Raw genomic sequence first — 16,604 nt, 5'->3', positions numbered from 1 at the left:
GGGTTAGGGATTCTCTGAGCGGCTGGAGGTTGTTTTACGCTGGTCCAGGAGTGCAGTTATTGGGTAGAACATTTGCCCCAAGTAGCTTTGTGGCAGTTTTTTTGTCGTTCCGTAGGCCGCAGGCCAGTGTCCTTTGGGAAAATGTAGGGTCCTAAACAGCCAGTCGAACAGTAAAGTGTGTGCTGAATAATTGGTGTCAATAGCGGGCTTTTCTGAGCTGTGATGCCAGTGGTGAAACTGGGGGGTGACAAAGATATATTTCAGGGGGCCAAACGGCAGTTTGGTATTGCAGTGAACTAATACTGCCTGCAATGCGGCAAAGGCAACATAGAGATTCAGGGCTGATTCTTCCACTCCAAGTAGGTACAGGGGCACCATTACCATGGCGCGCTCGGAAAAAACCTGGAGGAAATGGCCCCGTGATCCCGCCAGCCAGTCCATAGTCTCAACGGAATGGTGAACCGCATGAATCGGCCACAGGAATTGCACCTCGTGGTAGAGGCGGTGCTCCCAGTAAAGAACAAAATCTGCACAGACAATTATCAGGGCAAATTGTATGAAAATTGGGATATTGCTTATGGAGTCCTGGACTCGCTCGCTGATCGCCCAGTCAAAGTGGCTGATATGATAATTGGCGAAGATCAAAATGGCTGAGATGGCCAAATGATTGAAGCAGAAATAGAAGAGGTCCAGGCCCCACTCTTTACGCAGGATAACTTGGTTCTTGTATTTGGGGATTAGCTTTTCCAGGGTGACAAATAGGGCAACTGAACCCAGGAAGGCCAGGATCATCCAGTCAACCCCTAAAGATAAGCGTTTCGCCTCAACCGGTCCGACAGGGATGGTGTAGCCCCCCAAGAGAAAGGCAGTACCGGTGAGGGCCATGCCCGAAAAGCCCATCATACGGAATTTCTTCAAGTAAAAAGTGACCGCACCAAAAAACAGGGCGAAGTACATCCCGTATTTGAGAATATTCTGTAGGTATTCCGCATCGTAGAGTTGCCGTAACTCTGTGGTGGTCAGATAGGAGGGGTATAAATAGGCAAGAACGGCCAGAAGGCTCATGCCCCCCAGAAATACAGAGGCGTAGCCACTGATTTTTCCTTCCCCTAAGCGGAACTCGCTGTGCCGGTCACGGGGGACCTGTCGTTCTTGATACTGATACTCTGACATGGAATCTATTTACCCCGGCTGTAGTATTGGGGTTGCGAGTTTTACCGAAGGTAGGGAAAAAATCGAGAGGTTGTAACAGAGTGTGTTATTCAGTGGGGAGGGGGAGCTCTGCTGAGCCCCTGCCCGAAAAACGATAAGTCAGCCGCTGGGCTTTTTCACGGTGTGCAGGACGGTGTCCAGCTCAAAGAAGACGTAAAAGTCGTTGTATTCCCAGCGGGTGATGGCGGGTTCGCCAATCGGCCCCTGGATACTGAGAGGTTCTCCCAGGCGCGAGGTGACGTCGTGTTTTTTGAGCCCACGGACTTCTTCAATGGCGAGCTCCCCCCCCTGGGTGCCTACCGGTACTTCTATTGTTGTCGCCTGGGCGCCCAAGGTGAGAAGTAGTACCATTGAACCAGCGAGATAGTGCAATCCGCTGCGGAGTCTGCTGAACATTTTTTGTCCCCCGAATTAGTGTTCCATTAGCCGTCCCATTAAAACAGAATTTCAGTCAAAGCTCCTGTTGTTCTTCACGTTTTTACGTCATAAGTAGAGTAAATGGTGCCTATTTAGGCTGTTTAGTGCCACTTTTTAGCATTTGGGTTTTTAGAGTTCTTGTGCCTGGTTGGTATTGGCGAAAGGTAGGGGGATTGGGGTGACGACCTGGGAACCCGTGTCGGGCTGGGGAGGCGGATTGAGACTTTTTCAGCCTTCGACTTACGAGCGCCTCTGTATGAGTTACTGACCGGTTTCCATCCGGGGTTGTCCTAATCACTGACTGGCCCCGCAGGGGAGCGCCCCGACAGGCCTGGCGTTTGGCGGGGGAGGCTCTAGAGTTCCCGGGGCGACACCCAAGACCTGCAACATTTGGTAATCTTGCCTAAATCTTTGGATTTCCTGGCATTTTTCCGTTTAAATCGACCCTATGTTAAAACCTGTTCCCCTTTATATTGGCTTGCGCTATGTGGCGGCCCGCCGCAGGCAGCAATTTATTTCCTTTATCAACGGCTTCTCTCTGCTGGGGATGGCCCTTGGTGTTCTTGCTCTGATTGTTGTTACTTCTGTGATGAACGGCTTCGATCGTGAGCTTAAAACCCGAATATTGAGTGTTGTGCCTCACGGTTTTGTGGAGCGGGAGGGCGGCCTTGTGGACTGGCAGGCACCCGCACGGCAGCTGGAGGCCCAGCCCCACGTTGAGGCTACCAGTCCTTTCGTCAATGGCTACGCTCTGTTGAGCGCCCATGGCAGCAGTCACGGCGCCCAGTTCCAAGGCGTAGATCCGCAAGCGCTGCGCAAGGTGTCGACAGTTGGCGAGCATATGGTGATGGGCAGCCTGGATCTGCTGGAACCGCGCAGCTATCGGGTGGTTCTGGGGCGAATCCTTGCCCATCAGCTCAATGTGATTCCCGGGGACTCGGTGATCCTGACCCTGCCAGAAGTCAGTGTCACCCCGGCAGGAATTTTCCCGCGCACCAAGCGCTTTACCGTGGCCGGTGTCTTCTCGGTAGGCGCGCAGGTGGATCAGAATGTGGCGCTGATTAACATTGAAGATGCCGCGCGGCTCACCCGGATGAGCGGTAAGGTCCAAGGGCTACAGCTGCGCTTTGACGATATGGACAATGCACTGGGGCGTGTTGCCGCCTATGCAAATGCGCTGGGGGAGGGCTTCCGGGGAGAGGACTGGGGAGACTCTCAAGGCAGCTTGTTCCAGGCGGTAAAAATGGAGAAAACCGTCGTCACACTGATGCTGATGATTATTGTGGCCGTGGCGGCCTTCAATATCGTCTCTGCGCTGGTGCTGATGGTTGCCGATAAGCGTTCCGATATTGCTGTATTGAGAACCCTGGGGCTCACGTCGCGCCAGATTATGGCGGTGTTTGTCATTCAGGGCAGTGCGATCGGTATTATCGGCGCCTTTGTTGGTGCTGTACTGGGTATTCTGATTGCGATGAATCTGACAGAAATGGTGACCTGGATTGAATCGGCGGTAGGGGCCCAACTTTTTGACCCTAGGGTTTTCTTTGTGAGCTACCTGCCTTCTGAGTTTCGTGTTGGCGATGCCGCAGTGGTGGTGTCAGCGGCAATAGGCATGAGTTTATTGGCAACCATATTCCCCGCCTGGCGGGCGGCGCAGATCGAGCCTGCGGAAGCTTTGCGTTACGAATAATTTTGTATAAATCCATCGCCGATCTGTTTTGTCGGTGCGATTTATAGGCGTTAAGAGACAGCGAATAGTTTGATGAACAGTCGAGTGGAAATAGATACTGAAAAAGCGCGGCCTGCACCGGCTCCCGGTGATGCCGTTTTAGTGTGTCGGCAATTGCGCAAGCATTATCGCCAGGGCGGTAGGGACCTGGAGGTGTTGAGTGGTGCCGAGCTGGAGGTTAAGCGGGGCGAGAAACTCGCCATTGTCGGGGCATCTGGTTCCGGCAAGTCGACGCTGCTCAATCTGCTCGGTGGCCTCGATACCCCCAGCTCTGGTGAGGTCTGGGTGGCGGGAAAGAATCTCGCCGACCTCAATGCCAATGAACGCGGCTGGCTGCGCAACAGTAGCCTCGGTTTTGTCTATCAGTTTCACCACTTGCTCAATGAGTTTTCCGCCCTGGAAAATGTCGCAATGCCACTGCTGATTGGCAAGCGCTCTGTAGCCGATGCCCGCAAAGAGGCGGAGGAGATGCTCAGAGCGGTAGGGCTGGGTGAGCGCATGGGGCACAAGCCATCACAGTTGTCTGGAGGGGAGCGGCAGCGTGTGGCTATTGCCCGGTCGCTGGTGACAAGGCCCGCCTGTGTGTTGATGGATGAGCCCACCGGTAACCTGGATCGGGCCACGGCTGCGGAGATCCACAAGTTGATGGATCGATTGAACCGGGAGATGGGCATCAGTTTTGTGATTGTTACTCACGACCCGGATCTCGCTGCGGCCTTGGATCGCTGCCTGCATTTGATCGATGGGCAGCTGACCGCCGATTGGCACCAGGGTGATCATGTTTAAGCCACTTCCCGCCTTTATTGGATTGCGTTACGCCGGAGCCCAGCGTCGAAGCGATGACTCGGCCGCTCTAGTCTCGTTTATTTCTGGTTTATCGATGATTGGCCTGATTCTCGGTGTCGCCCTGATGATTGTGGTGATGTCGGTGATGAATGGTTTTGATCGGGAGCTGCGCGAGCGAATTTTGGGGATTATGCCTCATGCCACTATTTACAACAGCAGTCCGGATGTGGATTGGCCCCAGTTGCGCCAGCAGTTGGTTTCCGACCCTGCGGTTCTCTCTGCGGCGGAGGTGTGGCAGGTCAACGCGTTGGCCAGGCGCGGGGCTGAGGTGACGCCACTGCTGGTGCAGGGAGTCAATCCCGAGACCATTAGCGCAGTCTCCAATATTGGGGACTTCGTTAAACCCGCATCCTTCGATGCCCTAATGAACCCCTCTGAACCGGGTGTGGTTCTGGGTAAAGGTCTTGCGAAAAAGCTCGGGGTTGAGGCTGGCGATTACCTCTCTCTGATTGTGCCCAATAACGACAGTGCCACCGGTGTACGCAGGGCTGCCCGGGTTGCCGGATTTAAAGTAGCGCAGGTTTTCCACTCCGGTACAGTGCTGGATCAATCCCTTGCCCTGGTATCCTGGCAGCAGGCTAAGGCATTGGCTGGAGGCAGCGGCGGGGCGGGGATTCAGCTGCGGGTCAATGAGATGCTTGAGGCCAACTGGATTATGCGGCGCCTCTTGCAAGATCTGCCTCGGGGAAATTTCTACGGCACTGACTGGAGTCGCACTCACGGAAATCTCTACCAGGCTATCCAGATGTCCCGCAATCTGGTGGGGCTGCTGGTATTCCTGATTATTGCAATTGCCGCTTTTAATGTGGTTTCCACTCTGGTGATGGTGGTTATCGATAAACACAGCGATATCGCCATTCTTCGCACTTTGGGGGCCAGCACCCGGCAGATCTTACTGACCTTTGTGAGTCAGGGGGCCCTGGTGGGATTGGTCGGCGCCCTAATTGGCGGTGTTTTGGGGGTGTTGGGCTCTCTAACAGTGACTAAATTGGTCGCTGGGCTGGAGACCTTGTTGGGGGTTCAATTTTTGAAATCCGATGTCTACCCGGTGGATTATTTGCCGTCTCAGCTGATGTGGCAGGACGTAGTCCTGGTGGTATCTGTAGGGTTTGCACTCAGCCTCCTGGCAACCCTCTATCCCGCCTTGAAAGCCAGCCGGGTGCAGCCGGCCGCTGCTTTGCGCAATGAATAGTCGGTAGGGCGGGATTTGCTCCAGGCACCAGTTTTAGACAATGCCGACCGGTGCCTGCGGATTTTCTGTGTGTTGAGGCGGCTCCGGAGCTTTGCCTGGGGTTGTTTCTCCCGGGGCAATATCGAGAGTTATGCGTCAGCACACTGAAGCAATCTGGGGGGTTAGCCCTGTGAAGCGCGTATCGAATATGCGGCAGGGGGAGTTAACCGGCCGCTGAGCGCTTTTGGATGCGCATTTTCCATTTCTTCACCACATGCCAGCGCCAAAGGGCGCGCATAGTGAAGTAGGCAGCTGCTGCAAAGAATACCCCGGCGAGTAGTGAGCCGGTAAATAGCGGCAACCAGATTTTCCCGACCTCAGTCGTCAGCCACTCCCACGACAGCTCTATACTGAAGTCTACCGGTGGCGCTCCGAGGACCCAGGCACCGAGTTTGTAGGTGCTAAAGAAAATGGCGGGCATGGTGATCGGATTGCTAATCCATACCAGAATAATGGATAGGGGGAGATTGCAGCGTAGCCAAAGGGCCAGTAACGCGGCAATAATCATCTGGCCTGGCAGGGGTAGGAAGCTGGTAAATACACCTGCTGCAAATGCGACCGAGACCGAATGCCGGTTCAAATGGAAAAGGTTGGGGTCGTGGAGAAGAGTCCCCAGAAATTTGAGGCCATTGTTGGCTCTAACTTCTTCGGGGCTTGGCAGCCATCGCCTGATAATACTCTTCGGCATAACTCTGTCTGTAACCTGGGTGGTGGCAGCCTAAAACAAGCGCTGTTCCGAGGCCTGGATATTCTTTCTGCGGGATTTCCCCTAAGCCCCAAACAAGCATAGAGTGCTCACATTCGTCAGTCGAACACGTCTCATTTGGCGCGGGCGCTATTATGCCCACTTAAGCATGGCAAGACTACCGCTCTGTTTAAAGTCACCTATTTTGCCTTATTGTCAACAATCTTTAATATTTGTCTCTCTATACCCGCAGTTGACGAGAAACTGTCGCTGATTTAATGTTTTATCCCTTAAAGATTGTCGACAATCCAGGGTTTGCATGACTGTAGGTGGTACTCGCGATTCAGTTTCGGAAGAGCGCCAGAGCCTGGCCGAACGCTTATTCCTAACTTTGCGCGCGGAAATTGTGGAGGGGCAAATTGCCTCCGGTAGCAAAATTAGTGAGCCGGAACTGGCGCGTCGTTTTAATGCCAGTCGCGGCAGCCTGCGCGAAGCTGTGATGCGCTTGGAGTCTCTGGGCCTACTGGAGCGCAGAGTGAATGTTGGCGCCCGGGTTGTAGAGTTGACTGAGCGCGGTTTGCTGGAACTCTATGAAGTTCGCGAAGCTCTGGAGGGGATGGCCTGTCGCCTGGCCGCAGAGCAGCGCAGCGAAGAGGACTTAATTGAGCTGCGTCAAATGCTCTATCACCATGAGCAGCAGGAAGAGTTGCAGGCCGGTAAAGCGTACTTCCAGCCGGAGGGGGATTTCGACTTTCATTTCCGTATCGTGCAGGCATCAAAAAATGATCTTTTGATCGATACCCTGTGCAACCGACTTTATTACCGTGTTCGTATGTACCGCTACCAGCTGGGCATGGCCAGTCCCAGGGCCCAGCGGGCACTCCGCGAGCACAACCATATCATTGAGGCCATTGAGGCCGGGGATGGTGAGCTGGCGGAGCTGTTGATGCGCCGGCATATCCGCGCCTCGAGAATAAACATTGAAAAGAAACTGAGGTAGAGCATGAGCCAAAAGCCTTCCGCTGGCGCGCGTTTCCGCGCGGCACTCACCGAGAATCAACCGCTGCAAGTGGTTGGTACCATCAACGCCTACTCCGCCATTATGGCCGAGCGTATTGGTCACAAGGCGATTTACTTGTCCGGTGCCGGTGTTGCCAACGCCTCCTACGGCCTGCCAGATTTGGGAATGACCAGTCTCGACAATGTGCTGGAGGATGTGCGTCGTATAACCGCAGCCAGTGAGCTGCCGCTATTGGTGGATATCGACACGGGTTGGGGCGGTGCTTTCAATATCTCCCGCACCATTAAGGAGATGATCCGCGCTGGTGCTGCTGCGGTGCATATCGAAGATCAGGTTGCACAGAAGCGTTGCGGCCATCGCCCAAATAAAGAAATTGTTTCCAAGCAGGAGATGGTCGACCGCATCAAAGCAGCTGTAGATGCTCGTACCGATGACGATTTCTTTGTAATGGCTCGTACCGATGCTTTTGCGCAGGAAGGGCTCGATGCGGCTATTGAACGCGCCCAGGCCTGTATCGAGGCTGGCGCCGACGGTATTTTCGCGGAAGCGGTTACTGAACTGGAGCACTATCGTGCATTTAAAGACGCGTTAAATGTGCCGATTTTGGCGAATATCACCGAGTTTGGTAAAACTAAACTGTATAACGTTAAAGAACTGGGTGAAGCGGGTGCAGATATCGTACTGTATCCACTGTCGGCGTTTCGTGCGATGAACCGTGCTGCGGAAAATGTTTATACCAGCATCCTGCAAAATGGCGATCAACAAGCGGTTGTCAATACCATGCAGACCCGTGAGGAGCTGTACGATTACCTGAATTATCACGAGTTTGAGCAGAAGCTGGACGAACTTTTCAATAAGTAGGGATAATCCGCCCGGCGGCAAGGCTGGGCGCTGCGCTTTCAATTGGATGAACACACTAGGTGTGTATAAAACAGGGGAGATAAGAAGATGGTAGATAAAGCATTGGGTGGTGCTGGTCTGCGCGGCCAGGTAGCGGGTAAAACTGCACTTTCCACCGTGGGTAAATCCGGTTCCGGCCTTACCTATCGCGGTTACGATATTAAAGATCTGGCCCAACACTGTGAGTTTGAAGAAGTTGCCTACCTAATTTTCTATGGAGAACTACCCACTGCGGAAGAGCTGACAGAGTACAAAGCGCTACTGAAAACCAAGCGCGGCCTGCCGCAGGCATTAAAAGAAGTACTTGAGCGCATCCCGGCTGATGCTCACCCGATGGACGTAATGCGCACCGGCTGCTCCATGTTGGGCAACCTGGAAGGTGAAGACTCCTTCGCCCAGCAGCTGGAAAAAGCCAACCGCCTGTTGGCCGCATTCCCCTCCATCATCTGTTATTGGTACCGTTTCACCCACGACAATGTGCGCATCGAAACTGAAACTGATGACGACAGCATCGGCGGTCACTTCCTGCATATGTTGCGCGATGAGAAGCCCAATGCGCTGCACGAGCAGGTTATGAACGTTTCCCTGATCCTGTACGCAGAGCACGAATTTAACGCATCGACTTTTAGCGCGCGTGTTTGTGCCTCCACTTTGTCCGACCTGTTCAGCTGTATCACCGGTGCCATCGGCACTCTGCGTGGTCCTCTGCATGGTGGTGCCAACGAGGCGGCAATGGAGCTGATCGAGCGTTTCTCTAATCCGGACGAAGCAGAGAAAGAACTGCTGGGTATGCTGGAGCGCAAAGAGAAGATTATGGGCTTTGGCCATGCGGTTTACCGCGAGTCCGATCCGCGCAATGAGATCATCAAAGGCTGGTCTGAAAAGTTGGCTGAGGATGTGGGTGATACCGTGCTGTACCCGGTATCCGTTCGCTGTGAAGAAGTTATGTGGCGCGAGAAAAAATTGTTCTGTAATGCAGACTTTTTCCACGCTTCCGCGTATCACTTTATGGGTATTCCGACAAAGTTATTCACCCCGATTTTTGTAATGTCCCGCGTTACCGGCTGGGCTGCACATGTATTTGAGCAGCGCGCTGACAACCGCATTATTCGCCCGAGTGCAGAGTATGTGGGTGTTGAGCCCCGTACAGTAACTCCAATCGCCGAGCGCGGTTAATTTTCATTTCACTTTTGAAATGAGGCACACCCGGTGTGCCGGCTCCAGGTCGCCTTTGGTGAGTGGCCTGGAGCCACCCTCAGAAGAGACACGATTTTAAAAAAAGATTCGACTGATTTACCTGCTATGAATACTGATTACCGCAAATCACTGCCCGGAACAGACCTCGATTATTTCGATACCCGAGCCGCTGTTGACGCGATCCAGCCCGGAGCCTATGCCAAACTGCCGTATACCTCACGTATTCTGGCGGAAAACCTGGTGCGTCGCTGCGAGCCGGCAAAACTGACCGACTCCCTGAAACAGATTATTGAGCGCAAGCGCGAGTTGGACTTCCCTTGGTTTCCAGCCCGAGTGGTGTGCCACGACATCCTCGGCCAAACCGCGCTGGTAGACCTGGCCGGTCTGCGCGATGCCATTGCCGATAAAGGCGGTGATCCCGCCAAGGTAAATCCAGTTGTTCCCACCCAGTTGATTGTGGATCACTCCCTCGCGGTAGAGCACCCCGGATTTGAGAAGGATGCTTTTGAAAAAAATCGTGCGGTAGAGGAGCGTCGTAACGAAGACCGCTTCCACTTTATCAACTGGACCAAAACCGCATTTGAAAACGTCGATGTGATTCCCCCCGGGAACGGCATCATGCACCAGATCAATCTGGAGAAGATGTCTCCGGTGGTGCAGGTGCGCGAGGGCGTGGCCTTCCCGGATACCTGTGTCGGTACCGACAGCCACACGCCGATGGTAGATGCTCTGGGTGTGATTTCTGTGGGTGTTGGCGGCCTGGAAGCTGAGAGCGTGATGCTTGGCCGCGCCTCTTATATGCGTCTGCCGCATATTGTTGGGGTGGAACTCAGCGGAAAGTTGCAGCCCGGTATAACCGGTACCGACTTGGTATTGGCCCTCACTGAATTCCTGCGCCGCGAGCGCGTGGTTGGAGCCTACCTGGAGTTTTACGGTGAAGGGGCTTCCAACCTGACCCTGGGCGATCGCGCCACTATTTCCAATATGACTCCGGAGTATGGCGCTACTGCGGCCATGTTCTCTATCGATGAGCAAACCATCGACTATCTCAAACTCACCGGCCGCGATGATGAGCAGGTAGCTTTGGTAGAGAAGTTTGCCAGGGAAACGGGCCTCTGGTCCGATACTTTGAAGGATGCCGAATACGAGCGCGTACTGAAGTTCGATCTGGATACAGTCGGCCGCAACCTTGCGGGCCCCTCCAACCCCCACGCGCTGCTGCCGGCCTCGGAACTGGCCAATCGCGGTATCGCCAAGGCCTGGGAAGAGAAAGCCGGTGAGATGCCCGATGGTGCTGTGATTATTGCCGCGATTACCAGCTGCACCAATACCAGCAACCCGCGCAATATGATTGCCGCAGGTCTGATTGCCCGCAATGCGAACAAGCTCGGCCTGACCCGCAAGCCCTGGGTCAAGTCCTCCCTGGCTCCAGGCTCCAAAACGGTAAAAATGTATCTGGAAGAGGCCGACCTGCTACCGGATCTGGAGCAGATGGGCTTCGGCGTAGTGGCTTTCGCCTGCACCACCTGTAACGGCATGAGCGGTGCCCTGGACCCGAAAATTCAGCAGGAAGTGATTGATCGCGATCTGTATGCTACTGCGGTCCTGTCCGGAAACCGCAACTTCGACGGTCGTATCCACCCCTATGCCAAGCAGGCTTTCCTGGCTTCACCGCCGCTGGTCGTTGCCTACGCTATTGCCGGCACCATCCGGTTCGATATTGAAAAGGATGCACTGGGATACGATGCCGATGGCAACCCGATTACCCTGAAAGATATCTGGCCCAGCGATGAAGAGATCGATGCGATCGTACGTCAGAGCGTGAAGCCACAGCAGTTCCGCGATGTGTATATTCCCATGTTCGAAGAGCGGGATGCCGCAGAAGAGCAGGGCCACGCACTCTACCACTGGCGCCCGATGAGCACCTATATCCGCCGCCCACCTTATTGGGAAGGTGCCCTGGCAGGCGAGCGCAGTTTGAAGGGTATGCGCCCGCTGGCGGTGCTGGGTGACAATATCACTACCGACCACTTGTCTCCGTCCAATGCCATTCTGGCCAGCAGTGCTGCCGGTGAATACCTGGCGAAAATGGGATTGCCGGAGGAGGACTTTAACTCCTACGCGACTCACCGTGGCGACCACCTCACTGCCCAGCGTGCAACTTTCGCCAATCCGAAGCTACTCAACGAAATGGTACGCGATGATAACGGCGAGATTCGCCAGGGCTCCCTGGCTCGTGTCGAGCCGGAAGGGCAGGTTACCCGTATGTGGGAAGCCATCGAGACCTATATGGATCGCAAGCAGCCGCTGATTATCATTGCAGGCGCTGATTACGGGCAGGGCTCCTCCCGTGACTGGGCTGCGAAAGGTGTGCGCCTTGCCGGTGTGGAAGCGATTGTGGCCGAAGGCTTCGAGCGAATTCATCGCACTAACCTGATCGGTATGGGTGTATTGCCGTTGGAGTTTAAGTCGGGCACTACCCGTGAAACTTTGGGTATCGACGGTACCGAAAGTTTTGACGTAATCGGTGAGCGCACTCCCCATGCCACGTTGACCCTGCTTATCCACCGCGCTAATGGTGAGACGATTGAGGCTCTGGTTACCTGCCGCCTGGATACCGCAGAAGAAGTTTCCATTTACGAGGCTGGGGGTGTTTTGCAGCGCTTTGCCAAAGACTTCCTTGAAGCAGAAGCGACGGCCTGAGTTATGAAGTTTGCTCCTCAAGTTAAAATCCCCGCGACTTATATGCGCGGGGGAACCAGCAAGGGTGTTTTCTTCCGCTTGCAAGATCTGCCCGAAGTTGCCCAGGTGCCGGGGCAGGCCCGTGACAACCTGCTGCTGCGTGTGATTGGCAGTCCAGACCCCTACGGTAAGCAAACCGATGGTATGGGTGGCGCTACTTCAAGCACTAGCAAAACGGTAATCTTGTCGCCCAGCGATAAAGCCGATCACGATGTGAACTACCTGTTTGGTCAGGTTTCCATCGATAAGCCGTTTGTTGATTGGAGTGGTAACTGCGGCAACCTCACCGCCGCCGTGGGTGCCTTTGCGATCAATAGCGGTTTTGTAGAGCCCACCAGAGTGCCGGAAAATGGCATCTGTACCGTGCGTATCTGGCAGGCCAATATTGGCAAGACCATTGTTGCCCATGTACCTATGACCAACGGTGAAGTTCAGGAAACCGGAGGCTTTGAGCTGGACGGAGTGACTTTTCCGGCGGCTGAAGTGGAAGTGGAATTTATGGACCCCGCCGATGGTGAGGGTGCCATGTTTCCTACCGGTAACCTGGTCGATGATCTGGAAGTGCCCGATGTAGGTGTGCTCAAGGCCACCATGATCAATGCTGGCATTCCGACGATTTTCGTCAATGCAGAAGCTATTGGTTATACCGGTACTGAATTGCAGGAGGCCATCAACGGTGACAGCAAGGCACTGGCGATGTTTGAGAGCATTCGCGTTCACGGTGCAGTAAAGATGGGATTGGTCTCTAGCATTGAAGAAGCTGCCAATCGCCATCACACCCCTAAGATTGCTTTTGTCGCTAAACCGCAGGATTACACTGCATCCAGTGGCAAAGCAGTGGCATCTTCCGAGGTCGATCTCCTTGTGCGGGCCTTATCTATGGGCAAGTTGCATCACGCCATGATGGGTACGGCAGCGGTAGCCATTGGCACCGCCGCAGCGATCCCTGGGACTTTGGTTAACCTTGCCGCCGGTGGGGGTGAGCGCAACTCCGTTTGTTTTGGTCACCCATCGGGCACCTTGCGTGTGGGTGCTGAAGCCAAAGAGGTCAAAGGGCAGTGGACTGCCACCAAGGCCATTATGAGCCGTAGTGCCCGAATCCTGATGGAAGGGTGGGTGCGAGTGCCGGGGGATAGCTTTTAGGGAGCCTCTGAACAGCTCTGTGATGCCTCTGGCTTACAGAGCTGTTCACAATCAAGGCGCGGCTTCGCAGGAATGTCTAGACCTTTCGAGAAGTCGTAACGCGGAGTGTGAATCGCTCTGCAAGCCCCGAAGAGCGGGCCTTGAAGGCCACAGCTGCTGCGTTGCAGCTCTTGCAAGGGACTAGGGCCTTTTGGCCCCTTTTTATTTTTCCACTCCGTTGCTTCGCTATCTTTTATATGCGCCACTGATAGATTGGTTTTGGGATAAGGGTGGAATATTTCCCATATATTTATCTCATTTTAGGAATATTGTTCTCTTTTTTTGTTTTTATAGCTAATAGATGGTGTTGGACAATGTTGGTAAATGTTTTTGCGGTTTATTTGTGAGATTTAAACAAGCCTTTTATTTAGGACTAATAGGTGTTACCTATTTTTGTTAGGTATCTGTTGTCTTAATGGTCACATTCAAATTGCTTTTAATATGGTCTTTATAGTTTAGAGGACGTATATTTAAGCTCTGCTGTTGGGAGTGTGCCGGAGATACAGGTAGAGATTTTTTAAAACAAATTCCTAATATTCATAAAAACTCAACCCATAAATTCTAAGGTTCCGATGTCCGCCTGACTTGCCAGTCGGGCATGGCAGTAATAAATAGTGAACTAGTCCTGCTTGTCCTAGTCGCGATCCGCTCTATCGTATCTGAGTTTCTTACCTCCCTTCTTTTTGAGATTTTACCCTAGCCGCCGTACTGCCGACGGCCCTATGGGATGGCCATGCATTAAAAAATAAATGTGGCTTTCCTTTTGCAGCAGATTGGAGAGACATCAATGAGAATTAGAAAACCACTTACCTTTGCAATTGCAATGGCAAATGTCGCGGTAGGGTCGGCTTGGGCTCAGGAAGATAGCCAGCAGGATGACGATTGGGCGCTGGAAGAGGTGACAGTTACCGCAACCAAGCGTGAAACCAACTTGATGGATACACCGGTAGCGATCAGTGCGTTTACGCAGGAAGAGCTGGATCGCCAGGGTATCAAAAATGTAAAAGATCTGGGCAATACTATCCCCAATGTGGATATTGGCTACGACGCCTCCCAGTCCTCCCCAGTAATTTCCATGCGCGGCGTGCGTTCTACCAACACCAGCGAACTTGGCGATCCGGCGGTCGGCTTGCACTTTGATGGTATTTACTCATCACGTCCCCAATCTGCTATGGCAATGATGTTTGACTCTGAAAGGGTTGAAGCCATGCGTGGACCTCAAGGCACTCTTTATGGCCGTAACTCTACAGTAGGCGCCATCAATGTTATCTCAAAGAGACCGGTAATCAACGAATTTGAAGGTTCCGTGGGCGTTGAATTTGGCCGCTGGAATCAGGAAATGGTAAAGGGTGTTATTAATATCCCGGTTTCTGATACCTTTGCTCTTCGCGCATCCTTTATGGATGAAACGAGAGACTCTTATCTGACTGGTTACTACGACGCTAACCAGTATGATAACCGTTATATCGACGCGGATACTCTTGGGGCTACCGCGCTTTCTGATGATGCAGCGCGCACATTTACTCAGGATGGCAACTGGTGGGCATCTGAGGATGTTTCCCTGGTAAGGGCTGATGCGGATGACTTCTACGGAAATGTTGACCAGCAAGCAGTGCGTATTGGTGCCCTGTGGGAACCAACTGAAGACATTTCCTGGTATGCCGTAGCTGAGCATTATGAGGACAAAAGTGCCGGTGGTATTAATACCATTGATTGTGATAAGGCTGATGAGCGCGATGATGGCGTAAATTGCGAAACTTATTACGGTTCCGGTGCCGATGAGTACACTGTAGCGGTTAATGTTCCTGGTGAACTTGATCTCACCATGACCTCATTCCGCTCTAATTTCCGCTGGGACTTTAGCGATAGCATGGCGTTTGTGTACAACACCGGCTATGCAGTACAGAATCGCAGTAACCTGATCGATATTGATGCGGGTCGAAATACCTGGGATATGAGCATGAGTATCACTGATGCCGAAAATATCTCATACTCCCATGAGTTACAGCTCCAATCGACCGATGATGCTCCTCTGCAATGGATTACGGGCCTATTCTATTTCCATGAATCTACGGACCTGAATGGCTACTTCCTGGCTTCGCTGGATAATGCCGTTTTCTGGCGTCAGCCAGAGAGAAGTGTTGATGCACTTGGGGCATTTGCCCAGGCAACCTATAGTCTCACCGATACTCTGCACCTGACACTGGGTGGCCGCTATACCTACGATGAGAAAAGCGATAAGGGCGGTAATAACCTAAGCTGTACTCGTGACTGGTCACAGGATACGGATGAAACGGGTGAGTATGGGTGTTTCCCCGCATACAGCCAGTCACTCTTTGGTGAGTTGTCCACTGACTACTTTGCTAATGACTCTATCTACACTATCGATACGTACAATGATATCAGTGACGATTGGGACAACGGCGATTACCGAATCGGTCTTGATTACGACCTGACTGACGATGTAATGCTCTATGCCTACGTCGCAACTGGATTTAAATCTGGTGGTTTGGGTGATGTTATTAGCCAGTTCGCACAAGACCCTGATACCGCCCAAGATATCCTTGATGAGGATGGCAATCGTATCGTAGTGGCCACTTTTGACACCAACTATGATGAAGAAAAGGTTGTTACTTGGGAATTTGGTGCTAAAGGAACTTTCCTGGATGGCCGTTTAAATCTGGCCAATACTTTCTTTTTCTCTAGGTACAAAGATATGCAGCTGGCCGCACCGGACACTGCGTATACTTACTACGTTGAAGAGCGAGACGATGAAGGTAACTTGACCGGCGAAATTACTACAGAGCCTTATGTAATTTACCTGACAAAGAATGCCGCCAGAGCGGAAATTATGGGTATGGAGTTTGAGTTCGACTGGGCTCCCTATCCGAATGGTCGAATTAGCGGTTTCGCCACTTGGATGCAGACGGAAATCACTTCTGACTTTGTGAACCGCTGGAACTTCAATAACCAGTCACTCTTTGAAATTGATGACTGGGGCGCAGCTCACGATAACAGCAACGAAGAACTCTACCGTAACCTGAAAGGTAATGAGCTGCCTGCGTCACCTGAGTTCAGCTTCACCATCAACTACGACCACACCTTTGAGTTGGCGCATGGTGGTGCAATCATTCCGTTTATCGGTATTCACTGGGAAGACGAGTCCTATCTGACCTACTGGAATGTCGATAAGCATGATTTCCCTGTAGGGGATACCTCTGCTTATGACGACAGCCGTGATTCTTTCTGGATGGTAAATGCTTCAGTGAAGTACATCAGCCCGGACGATCAGTGGAATGTTGAAGCCTATGGTAACAATTTGACTGACGAAGTTGTTCCCTACTATGCAGATGGAAGTGATGGCCTGGTGTCTGGCCCATTCTCCACTCCAATGAGCTACGGCGTACGCTTTAACTATAATTTCTAATTAGTTACTGCTTCG

At 52.8% G+C, this 16,604-nt stretch carries 12 protein-coding genes; 9 read left to right on the top strand and 3 right to left on the bottom strand.

Translation table 11 applies throughout. The features are described from left to right. Positions 1-3: 3 nt before the first annotated feature. Both ACJJIF_RS05620 and ACJJIF_RS05615 read right to left on the bottom strand, forming a co-directional pair. Positions 4-1,173, bottom strand: a complete 1,170-nt coding sequence (locus ACJJIF_RS05620; RefSeq protein ID WP_444931262.1) for a sterol desaturase family protein — start codon at positions 1,171-1,173, stop codon at positions 4-6. A gap of 138 nt (positions 1,174-1,311) precedes the next feature. Beyond that, positions 1,312-1,608: a hypothetical protein gene (locus ACJJIF_RS05615; protein WP_444931261.1), complete on the bottom strand. Its 297-nt coding sequence runs from the start codon at positions 1,606-1,608 to the stop codon at positions 1,312-1,314. Positions 1,609-2,077: 469 nt separating this feature from the next. On the opposite strand from ACJJIF_RS05615, the gene ACJJIF_RS05610 reads away from it, so the two are divergent. The 3 genes from ACJJIF_RS05610 (at position 2,078) to ACJJIF_RS05600 (ending at position 5,396) form a co-directional block, all read left to right on the top strand. Then, on the top strand, positions 2,078-3,319 hold the full coding sequence (locus ACJJIF_RS05610) for a lipoprotein-releasing ABC transporter permease subunit (protein ID WP_444931260.1): 1,242 nt from the start codon (positions 2,078-2,080) through the stop codon (positions 3,317-3,319). 72 nt (positions 3,320-3,391) lie between these two features. Continuing rightward, a complete protein-coding gene (lolD, locus tag ACJJIF_RS05605) occupies positions 3,392-4,144 on the top strand; it encodes a lipoprotein-releasing ABC transporter ATP-binding protein LolD (protein ID WP_444931259.1) in 753 nt (250 codons plus the stop codon). Further along, on the top strand, positions 4,137-5,396 hold the full coding sequence (locus tag ACJJIF_RS05600; protein WP_444931258.1) for a lipoprotein-releasing ABC transporter permease subunit: 1,260 nt from the start codon (positions 4,137-4,139) through the stop codon (positions 5,394-5,396). The genes lolD and ACJJIF_RS05600 overlap by 8 nt, the downstream gene beginning before the upstream one ends. Before the next feature lie 202 nt (positions 5,397-5,598). On the opposite strand, the gene ACJJIF_RS05595 is transcribed toward ACJJIF_RS05600, so the two are convergent. Beyond that, on the bottom strand, positions 5,599-6,123 hold the full coding sequence (locus ACJJIF_RS05595; RefSeq protein WP_444931257.1) for a DUF2062 domain-containing protein: 525 nt from the start codon (positions 6,121-6,123) through the stop codon (positions 5,599-5,601). A 316-nt stretch (positions 6,124-6,439) separates the two neighbouring features. Here ACJJIF_RS05595 and ACJJIF_RS05590 point away from each other — a divergent pair, with 316 nt between their 5' ends. The 6 genes from ACJJIF_RS05590 to ACJJIF_RS05565 all read left to right on the top strand — a co-directional run bounded on the left by ACJJIF_RS05590 (position 6,440) and on the right by ACJJIF_RS05565 (position 16,589). Next, positions 6,440-7,120 (top strand): GntR family transcriptional regulator, encoded by a 681-nt coding sequence (locus ACJJIF_RS05590; protein ID WP_444931256.1) that lies wholly within the window; start codon positions 6,440-6,442, stop codon positions 7,118-7,120. A gap of 3 nt (positions 7,121-7,123) precedes the next feature. Continuing rightward, the gene (gene prpB, locus ACJJIF_RS05585; protein WP_444931255.1) at positions 7,124-8,002 is read left to right on the top strand and encodes a methylisocitrate lyase; all 879 of its coding nucleotides are present in this window, start codon (positions 7,124-7,126) and stop codon (positions 8,000-8,002) included. Between the two features lie 87 nt (positions 8,003-8,089). Continuing rightward, positions 8,090-9,217, top strand: coding sequence for a bifunctional 2-methylcitrate synthase/citrate synthase (gene prpC / locus ACJJIF_RS05580; RefSeq protein ID WP_444931254.1), 1,128 nt, complete (start codon positions 8,090-8,092; stop codon positions 9,215-9,217). Positions 9,218-9,343: 126 nt separating this feature from the next. Next, positions 9,344-11,941 carry a Fe/S-dependent 2-methylisocitrate dehydratase AcnD gene (acnD, locus tag ACJJIF_RS05575; RefSeq protein WP_444931253.1) on the top strand — a complete coding sequence of 866 codons (2,598 nt, stop codon included), beginning with the start codon at positions 9,344-9,346 and terminating at the stop codon, positions 11,939-11,941. A 3-nt stretch (positions 11,942-11,944) separates the two neighbouring features. Beyond that, on the top strand, positions 11,945-13,123 hold the full coding sequence (gene prpF / locus ACJJIF_RS05570) for a 2-methylaconitate cis-trans isomerase PrpF (protein WP_444931252.1): 1,179 nt from the start codon (positions 11,945-11,947) through the stop codon (positions 13,121-13,123). An 826-nt stretch (positions 13,124-13,949) separates the two neighbouring features. After that, complete coding sequence (locus tag ACJJIF_RS05565; protein WP_444931251.1) at positions 13,950-16,589, top strand: TonB-dependent receptor; 2,640 nt, start codon at positions 13,950-13,952, stop codon at positions 16,587-16,589. Positions 16,590-16,604: the final 15 nt, after the last annotated feature.

Source organism: Microbulbifer regidiadema (SeqCode) (assembly GCF_052467605.1).
The sequence above is the reverse complement of the archived record's forward strand: the minus strand, read 5'-3'. Positions and strand labels throughout refer to the sequence as shown.

Bases quoted from the DNA above. Each gene is read 5' to 3' on its own strand.
- ACJJIF_RS05620 (WP_444931262.1), bottom strand. From the start codon at position 1,173: ATGTCAGAGTATCAGTATCAAGAACGACAGGTCCCCCGTGACCGGCAC.
- ACJJIF_RS05615 (WP_444931261.1), bottom strand. From the start codon at position 1,608: ATGTTCAGCAGACTCCGCAGCGGATTGCACTATCTCGCTGGTTCAATG.
- ACJJIF_RS05610 (WP_444931260.1), top strand. From the start codon at position 2,078: ATGTTAAAACCTGTTCCCCTTTATATTGGCTTGCGCTATGTGGCGGCC.
- lolD (WP_444931259.1), top strand. From the start codon at position 3,392: ATGAACAGTCGAGTGGAAATAGATACTGAAAAAGCGCGGCCTGCACCG.
- ACJJIF_RS05600 (WP_444931258.1), top strand. From the start codon at position 4,137: ATGTTTAAGCCACTTCCCGCCTTTATTGGATTGCGTTACGCCGGAGCC.
- ACJJIF_RS05595 (WP_444931257.1), bottom strand. From the start codon at position 6,123: ATGCCGAAGAGTATTATCAGGCGATGGCTGCCAAGCCCCGAAGAAGTT.
- ACJJIF_RS05590 (WP_444931256.1), top strand. From the start codon at position 6,440: ATGACTGTAGGTGGTACTCGCGATTCAGTTTCGGAAGAGCGCCAGAGC.
- prpB (WP_444931255.1), top strand. From the start codon at position 7,124: ATGAGCCAAAAGCCTTCCGCTGGCGCGCGTTTCCGCGCGGCACTCACC.
- prpC (WP_444931254.1), top strand. From the start codon at position 8,090: ATGGTAGATAAAGCATTGGGTGGTGCTGGTCTGCGCGGCCAGGTAGCG.
- acnD (WP_444931253.1), top strand. From the start codon at position 9,344: ATGAATACTGATTACCGCAAATCACTGCCCGGAACAGACCTCGATTAT.
- prpF (WP_444931252.1), top strand. From the start codon at position 11,945: ATGAAGTTTGCTCCTCAAGTTAAAATCCCCGCGACTTATATGCGCGGG.
- ACJJIF_RS05565 (WP_444931251.1), top strand. From the start codon at position 13,950: ATGAGAATTAGAAAACCACTTACCTTTGCAATTGCAATGGCAAATGTC.